The organism is Bremerella sp. TYQ1 (assembly GCF_020150455.1).
In the GTDB taxonomy this organism is placed as follows: domain Bacteria; phylum Planctomycetota; class Planctomycetia; order Pirellulales; family Pirellulaceae; genus Bremerella; species Bremerella volcania_A.
On sequence record NZ_CP083740.1, the window covers coordinates 2,418,775 to 2,438,816 of the forward strand.

At 52.1% G+C, this 20,042-nt stretch carries 13 protein-coding genes and 1 tRNA gene; 12 read left to right on the forward strand and 2 right to left on the reverse strand.

All coding sequences use genetic code 11. The features are described 5' to 3' along the window. The first annotated feature begins 92 nt into the window (after positions 1-92). The 9 genes from LA756_RS09310 (at position 93) to larE (ending at position 14,842) form a co-directional block, all read left to right on the forward strand. A complete protein-coding gene (locus LA756_RS09310) occupies positions 93-3,941 on the forward strand; it encodes a DUF4175 family protein (RefSeq protein ID WP_224439600.1) in 3,849 nt (1,282 codons plus the stop codon). 136 nt (positions 3,942-4,077) lie between these two features. Next, positions 4,078-5,688 (forward strand): L-aspartate oxidase, encoded by a 1,611-nt coding sequence (gene nadB, locus LA756_RS09315; RefSeq protein ID WP_224439601.1) that lies wholly within the window; start codon positions 4,078-4,080, stop codon positions 5,686-5,688. A gap of 181 nt (positions 5,689-5,869) precedes the next feature. Further along, on the forward strand, positions 5,870-6,652 hold the full coding sequence (locus LA756_RS09320) for an ABC transporter ATP-binding protein (RefSeq protein ID WP_224439602.1): 783 nt from the start codon (positions 5,870-5,872) through the stop codon (positions 6,650-6,652). Between the two features lie 66 nt (positions 6,653-6,718). Next, positions 6,719-9,685, forward strand: coding sequence for a Gldg family protein (locus LA756_RS09325; RefSeq protein ID WP_224439603.1), 2,967 nt, complete (start codon positions 6,719-6,721; stop codon positions 9,683-9,685). A gap of 62 nt (positions 9,686-9,747) precedes the next feature. Next, positions 9,748-11,493: a DUF4340 domain-containing protein gene (locus LA756_RS09330; protein ID WP_224439604.1), complete on the forward strand. Its 1,746-nt coding sequence runs from the start codon at positions 9,748-9,750 to the stop codon at positions 11,491-11,493. A 97-nt stretch (positions 11,494-11,590) separates the two neighbouring features. After that, a complete protein-coding gene (locus LA756_RS09335) occupies positions 11,591-12,598 on the forward strand; it encodes an NAD(P)-dependent alcohol dehydrogenase (RefSeq protein WP_224439605.1) in 1,008 nt (335 codons plus the stop codon). Between the two features lie 189 nt (positions 12,599-12,787). Then, positions 12,788-12,861 (forward strand) — tRNA-Arg (locus LA756_RS09340). A 111-nt stretch (positions 12,862-12,972) separates the two neighbouring features. Next, positions 12,973-13,905, forward strand: coding sequence for an ADP-ribosylglycohydrolase family protein (locus tag LA756_RS09345; protein ID WP_224439606.1), 933 nt, complete (start codon positions 12,973-12,975; stop codon positions 13,903-13,905). Between the two features lie 88 nt (positions 13,906-13,993). Next, on the forward strand, positions 13,994-14,842 hold the full coding sequence (gene larE, locus LA756_RS09350; RefSeq protein ID WP_224439607.1) for an ATP-dependent sacrificial sulfur transferase LarE: 849 nt from the start codon (positions 13,994-13,996) through the stop codon (positions 14,840-14,842). 94 nt (positions 14,843-14,936) lie between these two features. Here the strand turns inward: larE and LA756_RS09355 are convergent, their stop codons facing one another. Together LA756_RS09355 and LA756_RS09360 are read right to left on the reverse strand one after the other, a co-directional pair. Beyond that, a complete protein-coding gene (locus LA756_RS09355) occupies positions 14,937-15,830 on the reverse strand; it encodes a sugar phosphate isomerase/epimerase (RefSeq protein ID WP_224439608.1) in 894 nt (297 codons plus the stop codon). A 148-nt stretch (positions 15,831-15,978) separates the two neighbouring features. Continuing rightward, the gene (locus LA756_RS09360; RefSeq protein WP_261362097.1) at positions 15,979-17,124 is read right to left on the reverse strand and encodes a DUF4912 domain-containing protein; all 1,146 of its coding nucleotides are present in this window, start codon (positions 17,122-17,124) and stop codon (positions 15,979-15,981) included. Positions 17,125-17,952: 828 nt separating this feature from the next. Here LA756_RS09360 and LA756_RS09365 point away from each other — a divergent pair. The 3 genes from LA756_RS09365 to atpB are packed head-to-tail and all read left to right on the forward strand — an operon-like array spanning position 17,953 to position 19,919. Then, positions 17,953-18,228, forward strand: a complete 276-nt coding sequence (locus LA756_RS09365) for a sodium/proton-translocating pyrophosphatase (RefSeq protein ID WP_224439610.1) — start codon at positions 17,953-17,955, stop codon at positions 18,226-18,228. 38 nt (positions 18,229-18,266) lie between these two features. After that, positions 18,267-18,713: a hypothetical protein gene (locus tag LA756_RS09370; RefSeq protein ID WP_224439611.1), complete on the forward strand. Its 447-nt coding sequence runs from the start codon at positions 18,267-18,269 to the stop codon at positions 18,711-18,713. Positions 18,714-18,716: 3 nt separating this feature from the next. Beyond that, on the forward strand, positions 18,717-19,919 hold the full coding sequence (atpB, locus tag LA756_RS09375; protein ID WP_224439612.1) for a F0F1 ATP synthase subunit A: 1,203 nt from the start codon (positions 18,717-18,719) through the stop codon (positions 19,917-19,919). The last annotated feature ends 123 nt before the right edge of the window (positions 19,920-20,042 follow it).

A 20,042-nucleotide genomic window follows, 5' to 3' on the forward strand; every position in this document is an offset into this window, starting at 1 on the left:
GTCTTCTATAATAGGGAGTCTCCCACTTTTCATCCCAAACGCGCGTTTCCCTTGGAAAATCAACGCGTTTCCGGCAATCGCCGAGAGAATTCATGTCGACTGACGCATCCAGCAATCTGACGACCACTAAGCCTTCTACAAAAGTAGCGGTCGGTCCCGACTTCATTCGCAACAAGATCAACCGGACACGGCGAAATGTGAAGCTCGCCGAGCTCGCAGCAGGGCTTCTTCTTTTTGCTGCGGGGTCGCTCCTATTTCTTTTGATTCTGGCTGTTGTCGATCATTGGATTGTAGGCCTAAGCTTCACGGCTCGTTTGATTGCATTTTTGGTATACGTGGCCGCAGCAGCAGGCTTCCTATGGGTCTATGTTGCTCCCCTGCTCTTCAACTCGATCAACCCGCTGTACGCAGCCAAGATGATCGAGCAAGGACAGCCAACTCTAAAGAATAGCCTGCTCAACTTCTTGTTCCTTAGCCAGAACCAACAAGGCACACGCAAAGCTGTCTTGGATGCCGTTCAAACGCAAGCGGCTTCGGACATTTCGTCGCTCTCGCTAGAACATCTCGTCGACTATTCCAAGGCAATCCGTATCGGATACGTCCTCGCAGGTCTCGCGGTACTTTTTGGATTGTATACGGTCTTATCCCCCAAAGACCCATTACAAACGGCAGCACGAATTGCGATGCCGTGGAATGACATTGCGCGTCCTTCCCGCGTCAAAATCATCGACGTTCAGCCCGGCGATGCGCAGATCTACCAGGGCGAGGAAATCGACGTGATCGTCAAGTTACATGACGTGACCGATGACGATCGACTGGAAGTGATCTACTCGACCAAAGATGGCCAGCTGACTGACCAAGCCATTCCGCTGGAACTTAGCGAAGATGGCTTTAATTATGTGGCCAAGCTACGTCCTTCCGAGTCTGGCATCCAACAAGATTTGACCTACCGAGTCGAAGCCGGGGATGCCGCTACGCGTGACTTCGAAGTGACCACGTTGGAAGCTCCATCAATTGACGTCACATCTTTGCGGTACGAGTTCCCAGCCTACACCGGCGAGTCCCCCTGGCAGCAAGATGGTGACGGGCATATCCGCGCCCTTGAGGGCAGCATGGTCACGATTCGCGCGAAGAGTAACCGGCCCATTCAAAAGGCATACCTCGAATTCGATCCCATCGAAGATTCTCCGGTCGTTTCCCTGAATACACTTCCGATGAAAGTCGATTCCGAAGAGTCGACAATCGCGTCGGTACGATTCCCCTTGGAATTGAACGATGCCGGATCGGCAGGCAAGTTTCGTTCGTACCAAATTCGATTCCGTACCGAAGATGGTGTGCTCAATCCTCATCCGGTTCTGTACCACATTGACGTCGTCCGAGATCTTCCGCCGGAAATTGAATTCATCGAACCAACGGCATCGGAGCTAGACCTCCCGATTAACCAAAGCTTGGCGGTTCGCTTGCGAGCCATCGATCCCGACTACGGCATTCGTCAAATTCGTGTCACCGGCACAGTCTCGCGCGATGCGGCATTGAATGGGAAAGCCATTTTTAATGAGTCAATCCTCAAGCAGCCGAAGTCGGGACAAGTCATTCAGGCTTGGAATTTTCTACCCAAGGACCATCGGCTGAATGTGGGGGATGTCGTCAAACTGACCGGGATTGCAGAAGACACCCGTACCGATTTCGCTGGCAACCTGAAACCCAATCTCGCAGAGACACGCCCTCGCACGATCCGCATTATTGAAGCGGTCGAAGGCCAGCCAGCCGACAATTCCTCGGAAGGTGGCTCCGAAAGTGAAGAAGAAATGCAGTCGGAAGAGCAGAACGATTCGGGCGAATCTGGTGAACAAGGTGGTGATTCGGGAGAAGGCTCGGAAGACGGTGAGTCTGGCGACATGTCCGATGGCGACAAAGGAGAAGAAGGTGAGCAAGGCGAAGGTGGCTCAGACGGAGATTCCGGCGAAGAGGGCATGAAAGGCCAATCCGATAATCCGCAGGAAGGCGAAAACTCTGGCGAGTCGGAACAGTCGCAAGATGGTCAGGGGAGCGGCAGTTCTTCGCAGAAGCAGGAAGGCGATCAAAACCAAGATCCGCAGCCAGGTGAAGGATCAGAGTCGAAAGATGGCGATCAGTCTGGCCAACCCCAGATGGGCGATCCACAGCCAGGGGAAGGTGGCCAAGGCGAATCTCAGCAAGAGGGGGGCGATCAGCAGTCGCAATCACAAAGCAGTGGCGGCACCGGCGGTGAAGCTTCTGAGGCCTCTGATGATCAACAACGCGAACAGAACCAATCGGAGTCTTCCGGGAACCCCAGCGGAAAAGGGACCGGTAAGGCTGGCGATCCGAATCAAAGCGGCGAGCTTCAAGAAGGTGACTCTTCGACACAACCAAACGAAAATTCAACCGTAGAAAAGCAAGACGATCCTATCGCGTCGGATGGTTCTCAAGATGGCGATGCCTTCGAGAAAATCCAGGAATACCTGAACGATAAAGAACAGCAGCAAGGAAAACCGTCTTCCCCAGAAAATGGCGATGCGAATGCCCAGCAAAAATCGGGAGATGGGCAATCGACCGGCGAATCGCAACCATCTCAAGAGGGTATGTCGGACGGCTCCGGAGGAAATGAGGAACAAGAAAATTCCAATCAAGATGGCCAGTCAAAACAAGGGTCAGGAAATCAAGGGCAAGCAGGACAAGAGGACTCGAACGGCCAAAAAGATGGTACGCAGCCTGAAGAAGGAAGTAACGGCGACGGAATGACGCCAGAGGAGTCGGCTGGCGGCGAGAACGCTTCTGGTACCGAAAAGCAGGAAGGCCAACCAGGAACGAAAGATAATAACGAAGGCAAAACCGGACAACGAAATACCCGAAACAACGAAGAAGGCGCCGGCGAAAACAAAGGTGGAGCAGTTCAAGAAGATAACGAGATGAACCCCTCGCAAGATTCCGAACGCTCCGGCGACAACGGGATGGGCGACAACACCAGTTCCGGTGCTGGAAGCAAGGGGAACGAAAGGGAATCCGGAAGTCCCGAGTCAAGCGAGAAAGCGAACGAGCAAGACTCCAATAACATGAAGCCCGAGGACCGTAACTCGGAAGGCGAAGGGGACCAACCGAAGTCTCCTTCCAACAGCGATAAACAGTCTGACGGTAAAGGAGAAACTCGCGGCGACCAAAGTGGTGACGGCGGTTCCGGCGGTGGGCAATCAGCCAAGCAAGCTGGAAACGACAGCGCCGGCAGCACCAGTGCAGCTGACGAAGGAGCCGGTGCGGCCAACCAGCAAGGCGAAGGAGAAACAGGCCAAGAAGGAGGCGAAGGCCCCCAAAGCGAAGAGTCGACAGGATCGACCAGCGACCAAATGGGAGAAGGCTCTAGCACAACCAACTCTCCCGCAGGCCAGCAAGCCGGCATGGAAGGCGCGGAATCGGAGCAAGGGCCACAAGATTCACAGCAAAAACAATCCGATCCGCAACAGTCAGGGCGTGGCCCCGGAAATTCAGCCATTCCTCAAGGGGGCGGATTGGAAGGAAACAACACGCCGCAGAATTATGATGGCCCTCGCGTTGAGCCTGGCGAGGATGCCGCGAATCTTGAATATGCCAAAAAAGCAACTGATATGGTGCTGGACGAATTAGAACATCAAGCCACGCCAGACCAGGAGTTGCTCGACAAGCTGGGATGGAGCAAAGAAGAGTTCGCTCGCTTCGTCCAACGCTGGCAGCAAATGAAACAGGCTGCTGACTCAGAAGATTCCGCCGCAACGCAAGAGTTAAACGACGCACTAAGAAGTCTTGGGCTGTCTCAAGGCAATGATACAACACGCCGCGTCGAGGCTCGCCAAACGACCTCTGGTGGCACGCGAGATGCCCAGCGTAGTAGTCCGCCACCCTCGTTCATGGAACAGTATCGCGCCTATCTTAAGGGGGCTTCTCAATAAAGGCTCTGTTAAGGCAAAATAAGAGATTCCCCTGACTTTCACCTAGCCGCGCATATTTCGCAGGGAATTTGGCTGACCGCTACCCCAAGCCAGTCATCACTTTCCTGTCATGCACGATACAAACGTCATCAGGCGCATGGCACCGCACGTCCCTCGATACCTCGTTCCGTTTCATCCCAAAAGCGTCTCGCACTATTTCACCGACGTTCTCATCATCGGTGGAGGGATTGCCGGACTTCGAGCTGCTCTAGAGATCGATCCCAAGCTCTCAGCTTTGATTCTCTCCAAAGAGCAAATTCAGGAATCCAACAGCAATTATGCGCAAGGCGGTATCGCGGGGGTCCTGGACGATGAAGATCGCTTTGAAGACCATGCCGCCGATACGATCGTAGCTGGCGGAAGTTTGTGCGATAAAAATGTTGTCGACTTGGTAGTGCATGAAGGTCCCGAGTGTATTCGTGAGCTGATCCGCTGGGGTACCGAGTTTGATCGAATCGATGGTCGGTTGGCTCTGACCCGGGAAGGTGGGCATGGCCGAGATCGTATCGTTCATGCATTGGGCGATGCGACCGGCAAAGAAGTGATTCGGTCAGTGGTCGAAATGGTTCGATCTCGCGCCAATATCCAAATTTGGCAAAACGAGTTCACCCAAGACTTGATCACCCATGAAGGTGTTTGTCGCGGAGCGTTGGCCTCGGATGAAAAGCATGGCCGAACGCTCATTTGGGCCAAACAAACGATCCTGGCTTCCGGCGGCGTCGGTCAAATCTATCGTGAATCAACCAACCCAGGCGTCGCCACAGGAGATGGCATTGCGATGGCCCTTAGAGCCGGAGCACAAACCCGCGACATGGAATTCATGCAGTTCCATCCGACGGTGCTATACATTGCAGGTAGTAGCCGCAGCCTAATCACCGAAGCAGTCCGAGGCGAAGGTGGTCATCTGGTCGACCGAAATGGCCATCGGTTCATGAAGGACTATGACCCACGCGGAGAACTCGCCCCACGCGATGTCGTTTCTCAGGCCATCGTCTCGCAAATGGAGCTCACCAAGCATCCGAACGTCTATTTAAAGTTAGATCATCTGGACGCCGACTTTGTGCGTGGCCGCTTCCCAAGCATTTATGCCGGGTGCAAGAAATTCGGAATCGACATTACCACCGATCGTATCCCTGTTCGTCCAGGCGCACACTATATGATCGGAGGAATCTCCGTCGACACAAACGGCCAGACTTCCATACCCAATTTGTGGGCTGCCGGCGAAGTAACGAGCAGTGGCCTCCACGGCGCAAACCGTTTGGCATCGAACAGTTTGCTGGAAGGACTCGTATACGGTAAGAGGACCGGTAGCAATGCGTCCCAACGGGCCCTTGCAACGCCCGATCGTTTTGAAGCGGTCAACCTGACCCAATCCGTTGCTCCTCCCAGCGAACCACTCGACTTGAGTGACATTCGAAACTCGCTGAAAAGCCTCATGTGGCGAAATGTCGGCGTGCGACGTGATGCCCGAGGGTTGGAGGATGCCATCGAAACGATCGAAGCATGGTGCCGATACGTCCTCCCGCAGCAGTTCGACCACCCAAGCGGATGGGAACTGCAAAACATGTTGGTCGTCGCCCAGGTAATGGCCCGAGCAGCCTACCTGAGACAGGAATCGCGCGGCGTTCACTTGCGAATGGACTTCCCTCAAACCGACGACGCAAACTGGAATCACCACCTTCCGCTACGGTTGTCAGATCTTCCGTAGCGACTTTTCAACAAATCCTACCTGGATGACTTTGAATTTCGGCAAGTCTTAACCAGTCCGGAGTTTGTGTCATCCTGTGCTTGCGTTACACTACGTGTTTTAACTTACGTTAACGCAGCGGCTCATCTCATCCTCGGGCCCCTGCCCTGTACCTTCGGACAGCCAGAGAAAACGAACTGCTATGGTTGATCACAATTCCGATCTTCCGATGATCGAGGCCGATCGGCTTTCCAAGTTCTACGGAATCTTCGCCGCTTCTCGAGAAATCAGTTTTAAAGTCCATCGCGGCGAAGTGGTCGCGTTTCTCGGCCCAAACGGCGCCGGCAAAAGCACGACGATGAAACTGCTGACGGGATACCTTTCCCCGAGCGAAGGGGTTGCTCGCATCGCCGGATACAACATGGCGACGCAGCGGTTGCAAGGATCGTCTGTCCTTGGCTATCTGCCAGAAAATGGCCCGCTTTATCCCGATGCGACTCCGCATAGCTTGCTTTGGTTCATCGGCGAAGCTCGCGGTATGAGCCCCGATAAACGTACTGAACGCATCGATGCGGTGGTCGATTTGTGTAATCTCCATACAGTCTTACACAAACCGATCTCAAAACTTTCCAAGGGGTACAAACAGCGTGTTGGAATGGCTCAGGCCATTTTGCACGAGCCAGAAGTGCTTATCCTGGACGAACCAACTTCAGGCCTCGATCCCAATCAAATCCGCGGAGTGCGCGACATGATTCGTCGGTTGGGCCAAGAGAAGACAATCTTGCTTTCCACCCACATTTTTCAGGAAGTCGACGCGTTGGCGACACGTGCCATCGTGATCAACGAAGGCCGCCTGATTTATGATGGCAAAGTCGACGCGATGAAACAGCCCGGCGAGTCTCTGGATGATGCGTTCTATCGCATGACCAAAGGCGTGAATGCTTTAACGACGCCGGATGGTGAAGAACCCGCTCCGGCCAACTAGGCACCGCTGCTCGACGATTTCCTGATCGAATATTCCTAACTTTCGCAGACAACACGGTAACGCAACATGTCCGCCGAGTTTTACTTCAAACTTGCAACACTTGTACTGTTCGACTTGCTGTTCGCGTTGGCATTCTTTGTTTTGCTTATTCCGCTTTCGATTGCCAAAAAGGCTTCGTATGCGGTGATGAAACGCAACTTCAAATCTTACTTCAGCAACCCAACTGGCTACGTCTTTCTAGCCATCTTTGTGTTGCTGACGTCGATGGCTGCGTTCTGGCCGCACGAGTTCTTCAATGCCAACCTGGCTAATTTGAACGAACTCAATTCACAGATCACGCTCATCATGCTCATCTTTATCCCAACAATTACGATGGGGTTGTGGGCAGACGAAAAACGTCTCGGCACGGATGAATTGCTACTCACGTTGCCGGCAACCGACTTTGACATTGTGATCGGTAAGTATTTGGCTGCTGTCTCAGTGTTCAGTGTTTCGCTGGGATTCTCGCAAGTCTGTAATTTCCTCGTCCTCGACGCTCTTTCGATTGGCTCCCTGGATGCCGGTCTGTTCATCACGACATACATCGGCTACTGGTTTATTGGCCTGACCATGATTGCCCTGGGCATGGTGGCCTCGTTTATGACCAATAACCTAACGCTTGGATTCGTGCTTGGTATTTTGGTCAACGCTCCGTTTGTCTTGCTACAGTACTCTGATGCGTTTGTTACGCAGAGCGAATGGGTTGGCTTCCTAAGCGAAGCAAGTATGGGTAAGCAGTTTGCCGACTTCGGCCGCGGTGTGATTTCGATCAGTTCGCTGGCCTACTTCCTGATGATGATTGTTGTCGGGATTTACTTGGCAATGGTGTTAATTGGTCGGCGTCATTGGCTTGGCGGTAAAGATGGCGAATCCTTATTAGGGCACTATCTCGTCCGTGCGACGTGCCTCCTGGTGATTGCATTTGCCGGCACCCTTTTCTTCGTTATGAATGACGTTCGGTGGGACTACACCGAAAACCGCACGAGCAGCTTGCTTCCTGAAACAAAGGAACTTATTCGCAATCTCTCGACGGAACAACCGGTGCGCATTGAAGCGTTTGTTAGTGGCTCGGTCCCCAAGCACTATGCCCAAACCAAGCTCGATTTGATCAATTACCTGAATGAATTCCGGGCCCTAAATGGATCGAAGATCAACGTCGTCATTCACGACGGTCTCGAGCCATTTAGCGAAACGGCCGATATCGCCCGCGAGACGTACGGTATTGTTCCTCGCGAAGTGATCTCTCAAGAGCGTGGAGCCCTTGCCCAAGAAGAAGTCATTCTCGGAGCAGCCGTTCAACGAGGACTGGACAAAGTTGTGATTCCATTTTTCGACAACGGTGTTCCTGTCGAATACGAATTGGTTCGCTCGATCGGTACGGTTTCCGAGAAGAAACGTAAACGGCTGGGCGTTTTACAGACAGATGCCCAACTGTTTGGCGGTATCCAACAAAACCCGCTCGGTGGTTTCCAAAACATTCCGCCGCAACAAGTGATCACCGAATTGGAAAAGCAGTATGACGTGATCGAAGTCGATCCGACATCCGCGATCGATCCAACAGCCTACGATGTGCTTCTAGCGGTACAGCCGTCAAGTCTTTCACCCCAGGGGATGAAGAACCTCCTCGACGTTATCAAGGCCGGAACTCCCACGGCCATCTTTGACGACCCGGCCCCAGCGATGATGGCTCAGGCCACGCCGATTGGACAGGATAAACGCAACCCTTTCCCAGGCCGACGTCCCCCCGAACAAAAGGGTGACATTCGCCAACTTTGGGACTTGCTTCATATTTCAATGCCAGGCAAGCAGTTGCCAACCGATCGTTACTTCCAGCCCTATGTAATTTGGCAAGATTACAACCCGGAAGTTCGCCTGCGGAACCTGGGAGCGATTACGAAGGAATATGTCTTCGCGGACCGTGTCACTCCCGGAGCACCTGAATACACCGCACTGAACGAAACCGTAGATGTAACAAAAGATCTGCAACAACTGTTGTTCCTTTACACCGGTGCCATTAAGAAGCAGCCAGACTTTCCAAAGTCGATGACATTCATTCCGCTTGTCACTACCGGAACGAAAGTCGGTACGGTTACGCTTCAAGATTTGACAAGCTCGCGGCAAGACCAACGTCGATTGGAAGCAAAACGACAGCCTGCTTACGGCCCCAACGGAGCTCCTCCCACTCCGTTCGTGCTCGCTGCGATGATTGAAGGCATGCCTCCTTCTATTGCTGCCAATGCCGCAGAAGCGGAAAAGTCGAAAGAAAAGGAGGAGGAAGGCTCAGAGGAAGAAACGACGGACGCAAACGAAGATGTGACGCCCGATGGTGCCATCCATGTCGCCATGGTCAGCGATATTGATCTGCTGCATAGTGCCTTCGTGCAACTTCGAGCGCAAAGTGCTGATAGCTCAGAAATGCAGATCGACAACACTAACTTCTTGCTCAATCTGATCGACAAACTAGCCGGCGACGACGAGTACATTCCAATTCGTAGTCGAAGCGCACCGATTGCCCGTTTGGGACTGATGGAAGAGCTAACCGAAACGGCTAAGACCGAGGGGGATCTAGCTCTTCGCGAAGCGGCTTTAAATGCTCAAGCACAACAGGAAAAGCTCGAAAAAGAACTTCAAAAGCCACTGGAAGAGCTGAACAAAAAGATCAACACGCTCAACGCACGGGCCAACCAAGGTGGCGAGATTCGTCCCGAGGAACTTCGTGAAGTGCAAGCGTTGCAACTGGAACTTGCCCAGCGTCAACAAGACGTCGACAACAAGCAACGTGCTGCCGTGAAGAAGATTGAAGCCAATCTGGAACGGGAACAACAACGCATTACACGTGAGCTCAATCGAAAGGTTCTCTATTATCAGAACCAGGTGAAAACTTTGGCAGTAGCCCTGCCTCCGATTCCACCAATTGTGATTGGAATTATCGTCTTCGTCTTGCGTCGTTTGAAAGAACGTGAAGGCCTGTCGAAGGACCGCATCATTAAATAAATGCGTTCCACAATCACCTTTTGCATAAACCATTTTTCATACTGATTGCAAAGCAATACGTCATGAGTGAAGCCGTCAAAACTTTGGTTTTTCTGGCCGTTGCCTTAATCGTAGGTGGCTTGGCATATGTCTCTCGTCCAGCAACGGCAACGAGTGCTCCGGAAGAAGAAGTCAATCAAGCGTTGTTCCCAGACTTCACCGATCCGCTACAAGCGGAGTCGATGCAGATTACGCAGTATGACGCCGAGCGAGGGCAGATTCGCCGCTTCGAAGTCTCGAACACTTCTGACGGATGGCAAATCACTTCCAAAGGAGGCTATCCAGCCAACGCGACTCAGCACATGACTCAAGCTGCCAACAGCCTGGTCGACTTAATCGTGCTGCGAATTGTTAGCGACTTGCCTGGCCAACATGCTGAATATGGCGTTGTGGAACCGAATGCCAATGCGGTTTCCTCCGCCGACGAAGGCGTCGGTCAAATGGTCACTATCGACGATAAATCAGACAAGACGCTCGCCAACATCATCATCGGTGCTGCTGATAAAGAGGACCCCCAACTTCGTTACGTTCGCGTTCCAGGTCGAGATCGGGTCTATCTTGTACGTCTCGATCCATCCGTCTTTTCCACTGAGTTTTCAGACTGGATTGAGAAAGACTTGCTGCAAATCAATCCGTTCGACGTCGCTTCGCTTCGCTTCCGGAATTACACCATGCAAGTTGCCGGCGGTCGTATTGAAGTTTTACCCCAAATGGATGCCACCGTTGCATTTGATGCCGAAAAGAGCAAATGGGAGCTGATCGAACTGCAGGAAGCTGCTGACGGTGATCAAGCTCAACTGACCGCGGCAGAGATCCCTGCCGGCCAACAATTGAACGCTCCCAAACTGGATGAAATAAAGAATTCTCTTGATGATCTGACGATCGTCGACGTCTTCCGCAAACCAGAGCAACTGGCCGAAGCTTTGAAGAAAGGGAACGGACTGCAGGATCTTAAACAAGAAGATCTACCAACGTTGGTGGCCAATGGCTTTTTCCCTTTTGTCTTACCTGGCGAAGATGAGGCTCAGATCGTCGGCTTAAATGGTGAACTTGTGATCGAAACGCAAGATGCAATTCGATATCGCCTCTTGTTTGGTCTCGAAAAGCTCGGTGGTGACAACAAGGACGAAAAGCAACAGTTCCTTTTCGTACAGACCGAATTGGTTGATGAAATGCTACCGCCCCCTAATTTGCAGGAAGTCCCTGAGATCAAAGAAGGTGAAGGCGAAGACATTGAGGCTCAAGCAAAAGCTCGTGAAAAGATTCTGCAGGAAAATGATGCCGCAATGACGGCGTATCGCGAAAAGAAGAATGCTGCCCTGCGTAAGATCTTTGATCTCAATACCCGCTTCGCCGATTGGTATTATGTCGTCAAAGCCGAAGATGTCGCCAAGGTTCTTCTCAATCGGAATCAGCTTTCCATTCCAATCAATCAAGCCACCACTCAGCCAAGCGGCGGGCCTGGGCGAATGTTCCCGAACATTTCAGGCGGAAATGGCATGTTGCTGCCAACGACTCCCGCTCAGCCTCAGCCATCCGATTCGGCAAGCGAAGGCTCCACCCCAGCTGATGACACCCCCGAAGAATCTGACGAAAGCGAAAAGCTCGATGGTGAAGAAGAGTCCAATTCGCCTATGAATCCGGAAGAGACTGCAGATGAAGCTTCGGACGAAGGTTCCGGCTCTTCAAATGAACCTTCCGAGACAGAGGATTCGGCAGACAGTTCGGAACCAGACACGACAGAAGAAACTACGGACGAATCGCCGTAGATTCTTCACGAGAACGATTTCTTCGCGATAATCAACCAAAGGTACACTGCCTGAAATGGCAGAAAATCCGCCGACCTGATATCCGAGGAACGTCTCGATGAGTATTAAAGCTTTCGCTGCTACCGCTGCTGGAAAACCACTCGAACCCTTCGAATACGACCCTGGCGAACTTCTGCCGGACGAAGTCGAAATTGATGTCGACTATTGTGGTCTTTGTCATAGCGACTTAAGCATGGCCAACAATGACTGGGGCATTTCAACCTACCCGTTCGTTCCCGGTCACGAGGTTGTCGGAAAAATAGCTACGGTTGGAGAGCAAGTTAAGCATCTCCAAACAGGGCAAAAAGTGGGCCTCGGCTGGAAGGCTCGCTCTTGCATGGTTTGCCCTGAGTGCATGTCCGGCAATCATCACCGTTGCCCTAATGGAAACGACACAATCGTCGGTCGCAACGGAGGCTTCGCCAATAAGGTTCGCTGCCAAGGAGCCTGGGCGATTCCCATTCCCGAAAACGTTGAGGCTGCCAAAGTTGGCCCCATGTTTTGTGGCGGGATAACGGTCTTCAATCCGCTAATCCTTAGTGATGTTTCTCCCATGCACCATGTGGCGGTCGTCGGAATTGGCGGACTCGGTCACATGGCTCTTCAGTTTGCTAAAGCCTGGGGCTGCGAAGTAACTGCCTTTTCAACGTCTCCTGACAAGGAAGAAGAGACGAAGGAAATGGGCGCCCATCATTTTGTTAACTCTAAGGACAAAGAAGCATTAGGATCGGCGGCCGGCAAGTACGATCTCGTATTGGTTACCGTCAACGCAATGCTCGACTGGGACTCCTACGTAAATCTCCTGAAGCCTGGAGGTCGCCTGCACATTGTCGGAGCGATTCCCAAAATCGAGGCCACATGGTTCCCGGTTATTGCAGGGGAACGCACGATCGGAGGTTCTCCCATCGGCAGCCCTGAACTTTCGAGAAAGATGCTCGAGTTCGGGGGCCGACATGGTATCGCCCCTGTCGTCGAGGAAATGCCTATGTCAAAAGTTAATGATGCCTTGGAACACCTTGAGTCTGGCAAAGCCCGGTACCGAATCGTCCTGAAAAACGATCTTTAGCAATAGCTGAATCCCAAGATTACCAGCTTGCCGCCGATCCTTTCGGAGCCCATTGTGTCCCCTCAAAGTACATGTTCCATAAATAGGCAGTATTATCGGGAGAGATTTGCCCCTTTCCCGATAAAGTCTGCCTTGGCGATTCGGCTTCATTGGCTAGAATCAGAGGAACTTGTATCTTCACAAGCTTTTGCGCCCATAGCTCAGCTGGATAGAGCAGCGGTCTTCTAAACCGCAGGTCGGAGGTTCGAGTCCTCCTGGGCGTGCTTTGATTGGTCTAATTGGATTTCTAGTCCACGATAATTTCTGTCCATCAAGTCTAAGACCTTCGTAGCTGAGCCTGGATTTGATGGTTTCTATGCGATAGTCATGCAGGCATGAGCGACGAAAATATCACCGATCGCAAACGCGGATGTTTCTTTGGGCTGGCCATTGGGGATGCCCTGGGGGCTGCGGTGGAATTTAAGCTGCCAGGCAGCTTTCCACCTGTAACCGATTTTCGAGGAGGAGGCCCGCACGATATTGGCCCAGGTGAATGGACCGACGACACAAGTATGGCGTTGGCTCTAGCGGATAGCATTGGCGAGTCAGGCTGGAATCTCAACGATCAAGCAACGCGATACCTGAACTGGATGCAACATGGCAAGTACTCCGTAACAGGTACGTGCTTTGACATCGGAATTGCAACACGAACCGCCCTTCTCCGTTTTGCCTCGTCAAGAGATGCTTCTACCTCGGGAAACACCGAAGCAAGTTCCAGCGGAAATGGGTCGATCATGCGACTTGCACCAGTCCCAATTCATTTCGCTCACCTCCTGCCAGACTGCGTTGAAGAGCTCGTTCAATATGCAGAAGAATCGAGTCTTCCAACACATGCAAGCGACATCAGCCGCTCTGCTTGTCGTTACATTGGCCTGATTCTCGCCGGTCTTATATCTGGGCACGAACGCGAAGAAGTACTTTCCACGAAATGGCTTCCCTTCCAAAGAATGACGATCGCCGCTCCATTAACGTCGGAAGTCGCCGAAGTTGCTCACGGAAGTTTTCGCGAACGAAAGCCCCCTGAGATTCAAGGCAGTGGTTACGTTGTGAAAAGCCTGGAAGCAGCGTTATGGGCTTTTCACGATGCTGACGATTTCCAGGAAGCAGTCCTCAAGGCCGTAAACCTTGGAGATGATGCGGACACTACGGGCGCGATTTGTGGCCAACTTGCTGGCGCCTATTGGGGAGAAATCGGGATCCCTAAGGCCTGGAAACAGAAGTTGGCAAAGCGTGAGATGATTGAACGAGCCATTTCGTCGGTAATTTAGGGATCGTTGTTCTAATGTGCTACCCTGCCTAAAATTACTCTAGTGTTCTAGTTTGAGCCCAATGCCCTGCCTTTTTCGCGTAGATTGAATGCCAGCCCCTCCCCTGCCCTCCGCTAGTGATCGACTTCTCGCCTGGTTTCAGGATCTGGAAACTTGCCTCGTAGCTTTCTCTGGGGGCGTAGATAGCAGTGTCGTCGCCAAGGCAGCCGTTCTGGCCCTCGGCGACAACGCATTCGCGGTTACGGCCAAAAGCCCAAGCGTTGCCCAGAGAGACTTGAAAATCGCCAAAGAAGTCGCCACCGCGATTGGCATTCGCCACGAGATCATTGAGACATCGGAACTTTCGCGACCTGGGTATGTTGCCAATGCCTCCGATCGATGCTTTCATTGTAAATCTGAGCTATACGATCACCTCACCGAAATTCGTTCTCGCTTTCAGACGGAAGTAATCGTCAACGGTGCCAATCTGGATGATCGTGGAGACCATCGCCCTGGGATGATTGCCGCCGAAAATTCCGGAGTTCGCTCTCCTCTCTTGGAGTGCGAAATTGACAAAGCCACTTTGCGAGAGATCGCGCGACTATGGGACATTCCCGTATGGGATCGACCTGCGTCACCATGTCTTGCCAGCCGAATTGCCTACGGCGTGGAGGTCACACCAGAGCGACTCAAAATGGTGGAGCGAGCGGAAGACTTCTTGCGTGAGCTTGGCATTCGAGACCTAAGAGTTCGCTTTCATGAAGGCGACTTAGCCCGGCTGGAAGTCCCGCTCGAGTCAATCGAGACTATTTCCCGCGATGAAACACGACATGCTATTCACGAGGCACTGACCCAAATTGGCTTCAAGTTTGTCGCCCTTGATTTGGGTGGACTTAAATCGGGCAGCCTGAACCAACTTGTTCAAGTCGCTATCTCACGTCAGCCAAATGTTCATTAGGTATGACTTACGACTAGGGCCAATTCCTGAAGTCGCAAAGTTGCCTGCGGCCTAGGCCAGGCAGGCAACTATTTCCATTTTTTGCCATTCCAACCTAGCTGGCGAAAATACGGTCCATTCGCTCCGAAATTTCCGTCAAACGCTCTTTGCCGCCACCAGAGATTTCAGCGGTTGCCCATCCCTGATAATCAATTTCTCGAAGCTCTGCCATGACCTTCGGCCAATCGACATCTCCCTCTAGGAGCTTGGCGCCAAACCCCTTTCCTTTACCGTAGTCTTTGATGTCGAGCTTCTTAATTCGCTGGCCGAGAATCGGCACCCATTCATGCGGTGGTGAATACTTCACCGTATTCCCGACGTCGAAGTAGGCACCCACCATTTCGCTATCAAGCTCGTCAATAAATCGTGCGGTTTCCTTTGGATCTGTAAGAAAGTTATTCCAAACGTTCTCCATCAAGATCTGAATGTTCAATTCCGTGGCGAGTGGCAAAGCCTTTTTAATTTGCTCGATTGAGCGGTCCCAGCATTGCTCGTAGGTCGCATCCTTATTGACGACCCCAGGAACCAGCAAAACGCTTGTGCCTCCATAAGCTTTGCTGGCCTTGATGGCGGTCAGCAATCCTTCCAATCCTTGCTGCCGCACTTCTTCGCTTGGATCCGACAGACGCGTCTTCCAGTGAATGGAGTCCACGACACCATGGACAGGAATACCGGATGACTTCACGGCTTCCTGCACTTCGTTCGGCTCAGGTCCTCCAGGAGAATCCAACTCCAAGCCATCAAAACCAAGTTCCTTCAGAACCGTCATCTTCTCAGCGAGGGTTCCAGGCACCCCGACCATCCCAATTTTAACCGCCTTCTTGATGCGTTTGCTCTCACTTGTATTTTGTTTTTCTACAGCGAGAAGCGAGCCAGGAGCGGAAAGGGTGAAACCTACCGCAGCAGCGGTTGAACAATGAGCAAGGAATTCGCGGCGGGAAGAGACCATCGATGAACCTCTAGGCAAGAAACAAAAAAGGTTGGTACGAATGCCATCGTACCAACCTCTGCGCTGAATTGAATGCTTGGGACGTCAATTATTAAGAAGGAAAACTGCGTAATTTCCTACTCTAGTCCCAACTTCCAACGAAACAGGCCTAGCTTCCGTTCGACTCGCGAGGGTCGTGAGAAATCGGATCCATTGCCTTAGTATTTCTTTCAACCGCCAGGGCAATCGTCCGTTGCTCGAGTCCATCTTTCGAGCGAGCAACGATTGGGAAGATCTGTCGCTTGTCAGGAAAGTCCATCTTGACCATGAACGTTCCATCTTCCCGAACTTTCACCGGTTCGCCTGACAGCGTGACATACGAGCCCGCTTTCGTCGTACCACAAACGATCATCTCGACTTCGATATTCAAGTCGAAATCGTGATTCGGTTTGCCATTGGTAAATTGATCGCCGACGAGCCCCAACCGAGCAGCCATCGGCATACCGACAGGCCGACGGAAACGCTGCTCCAACATTTCTCGCAATTCACCATCGGCGTGCTCTTCGTCTGATCCACCGCTAAGTGCGTAGATCTTTTCGACGTTTTCAGCGACGTCGTTCCAGTTCTCGTCAATCTCCTCGCAGGATCCCGGGCGGGGCGTCGTCACGACATTGCTTCGAGCAATTGCATGGAAACGTCCATTTGTCGCCAAGTAACCGAGATGGCAACGATATGTCTTGGGCGGATCGACAACGTCGATGTACCAGTTTTTAACTCCACCATGGATTTCAATCTGGCGAACCAATCGCTCTGAGCCACTAGTCATCACTTCGCCATCGACTTCTGTGACTCGCAGAACTGGTATTGACGTATGCCAGTCTTGAGCGAGGGCTGCTTTAGCCCGTTCGATCGACTTGCGAGAGACTTCCCAGCAGGCGTGCAGCCAATAGGAGTCTCGGACCATCAAGACAAGACGATCGCCGTTGCTATTGTCCGAATCGTTCGTCCCGAGATCCTTCGCAGCCTGACGTTGTTCATGCATGGATCGAATCGATTCGACTACCTTTGGATCAGACTTCTTGACCGGCTTAGCCTTGGTCGATCGCTTTTTCGTTGGTGCAGCTGCCTTCGGCTTTGCGACGGAAGCCTTCTTAGCCTTGATGGCCGGGGCAGTGGCAGGCTTTGCTTTCTTAGGTTTTGCAGTGGCTTTGCTCTTACTGGTCGTCCCGCTTGATTTGGCAGCTTTGATGAGCGCCTTCACGAGCTCGTCCTTCCGCATCGCGTGCCATCCGGTCACTCCGCGACGCTTCGCCATTTGAGCTAAGTCCTTTGCTGTATATTCTTTGAGAGAAGCGGCGGTGATCAAGACTAGTCCTCCTGGCTCAAAGGATGTGCGGCCAATGCCAATTGAAAACGACCGAAATCGCCTCGAGACAAAATAAATTGGGGTGGTCGTCCATGACATCCGTCATTCGACTCGCCCCGCTCGATCCCTGAGCAGAAGCTTCACCTGATACGCAAGTGAAAAGGAAGGGAAGTGAACTTGCGAAAAGCAGGATGCCGGTACGACATCCCCAAGTTTGGTTGTTGGTGGGAACGTTTATTTGAGTGCAATACTCAAATGGCAGGTCCGTCAGTTGCCGAAAAAGCCTCCACTAACCCAAGGATAAGAGGAATAGTGGAGCGAAACCCCGCTCTGCTTATGAGCGAACCACAAACAGCTCTGCAGGGTGGCTTTCCTAGGACATGTTACACGCCCAATTGTAGCTAAACTGAGGTACAAATGCAACGTACCACTGCCCGGTGTTACGCCTTATAACTTCGACTGGTTTAGTGATTTCCGCTAAATTTTGCCGTTTATAGAAAATATTAGCGAAGCAAATCGCGAGTTTGCCAAGCAATCTGCCCAATCACCGCTGTGGAACTACTTTTGCCCACCCCTAAATGGCACGTATTTCTACCTCTTTATTCAATGGCGGCGGACTTTGTGAAAAATTCCACGAATTCCCTCTCTTCGGCGGTTTCACCTAATTGACCCTCTGCAAGCGATGAAATAGATTGACCGCCATGAGTTCACGGCAGATCTAACTGACCACTGGGCAGTTCGTGCCGGAAGCTACCTCTACTTATAGAGGAATGAGCCTTGGCTCCACCCCTCGAACCGGAAATGAATCCGATTGCGAGAGCTTACCTTTGGGTAGGACGGATCTTTACGATCTGTGGTGAAATGATTGTGCCTGGCTTATTGGGCTATTGGTTAGACCAATCCCTTGGCTTCCAATTTTCGATCTTTGCTCTGGTCGGTTTTTTAGTCGGGCTCATATTTGGCATGACCCACTTAGTGGTCATGGCGACCTCGTTGCAAAACAGCGGACGTGTGAAGGACACCCAATCAACTCAGGATCACGACGACTCCTGACTCCCTTCACTAACCCCAACGCCCCGCATGACGAAGCGATGACTGATACCGAAGCGACAACCCCCGAAAAGCAATCTGCTCCGCTGAAATGGCAAGACTTCCTGCCATGTCTATGGATGCTGCTGGGTGTGCTCGGTGTATTCCCGCTTTTCGCCGCTTATGGCTATACCCGTTTTGAGATCAACGGTATCTTCGCAGCAGCAACGGCCGCGTCGGTTGTTCTGTTGGCGATGGAAGCAGCACTTCTGCTGACGATCCTCTTTCGCGACAGTGAAATGAAGATCCAATCCGTCCTCTTAGGCATGTTTTTCCGAGCAGGAATTCCACTAGTTTTCGGAATGTTGATGCACAAAGCCGGTGGCCCGCTTGCTGAGGCCGGATTGTTTGGCATGATATTGGTCTACTATCTTTTGACCCTCGCGGTCGAAACTATATTGGCAGTTCAACTCGTATCGCAGACATCCACTTTTAAGAAAGCCGTTTAGCCGATGGCCGCCGACGAGATCCTGCTCCACATTAAAGACAGTTACTACTTCGAGGTTCCGAAGTGGTTGTGGAGGCATGGTCACGAGTCACATGCCGATTTCCCCGATGTGTGGGTCCGACTTGACCCTCACTTCCAGACTTGGCAAGCCAAAAAGGTCTATGGTGCCCTGAAAGAAGATGGTGCCAAGGGCCTGCCAACGGAATCGGAGTTCATTCATAACTGGGAACATTGGCAGCACGAATTCGGCCACCATGGAGCCCCAGTTAAACGCTACTTAGCGGAACTGGCTCAATCGGACAAGCCTGAAGCAGAATGGGCCGCTCAAGGGGAAGCACTTACCAATTCCTTTACGGTTGCCGAGTACCGGCAAATCAAGGATATCAAGTGGACTCCCGAGAAAATAGAAGCATACAACAGTGCACTGAGTGGGAAGATTCTGATCCCGCAACCGCCTGGAGTTGAGCTTCGAAACCTTTACCAAAAGGAATCGGGTTTCGCGATCTCGAAGTTCATGGTGATCGAGCTCTTCGTGGCAATCATCATGGCATTTGTTTTCATTGCCTATGCCAAGCGAGTTTCCAAAGGACAACTCCCTAAAGGTTGGCTCTGGAACCTGATCGATGTCTTCATGGTGTTCCTCCGTAAGGATGTCGCCAAAGCAAACATTCACCACGGTGCCGACAAGTTCGTTCCGATCTTGTGGACGCTGTTCTTCTTCATCCTAGGCTGTAATTTATTCGGCCTGATCCCTTGGATGGGCTCGCCAACAGGCTCCATCAGCGTCACGGTAACATTAGCGGTTGCCGTCCTATTTATAGGCATGGGTGCTGGTGCCAAAGAGTTTGGCCCTGTCGGAGTTTGGATGAACCTGGTTCCTGGCATGGAACTACCTACGGTCATTGCCGTGGTGATCAAACCGATGATGTTCATCATCGAGCTCTTGGGCTTGTTGATTAAACATGCCGTGCTCGGCGTTCGTCTTCTGGCGAACATGGTTGCCGGACACGTTGTGCTTTTGGCCATCATGGGCCTTGCCATTGAAATTCAACACCTGTCTGGAGCCATTGCCTGGCCGGTCGGGATTGTGATTCTGATTGGATGTGTGCTTCTGAGTTGCCTCGAACTGTTCGTGGCGTTCCTACAAGCTTACATCTTTGCGTTACTCTCAGCTCTGTTCATTAACTCCGAAACCCATAGCCATTAAGGGCTATGTTCCTCGGTTGATGAGCAAGCGAGTTTCGCTTCCTTGTGACGTTAACTTTGTTTCAACGAGATACGCGTTAAAGCCTTTCGCTACGGTTGAGGAGACCTGTTCCGTGATCAAGTT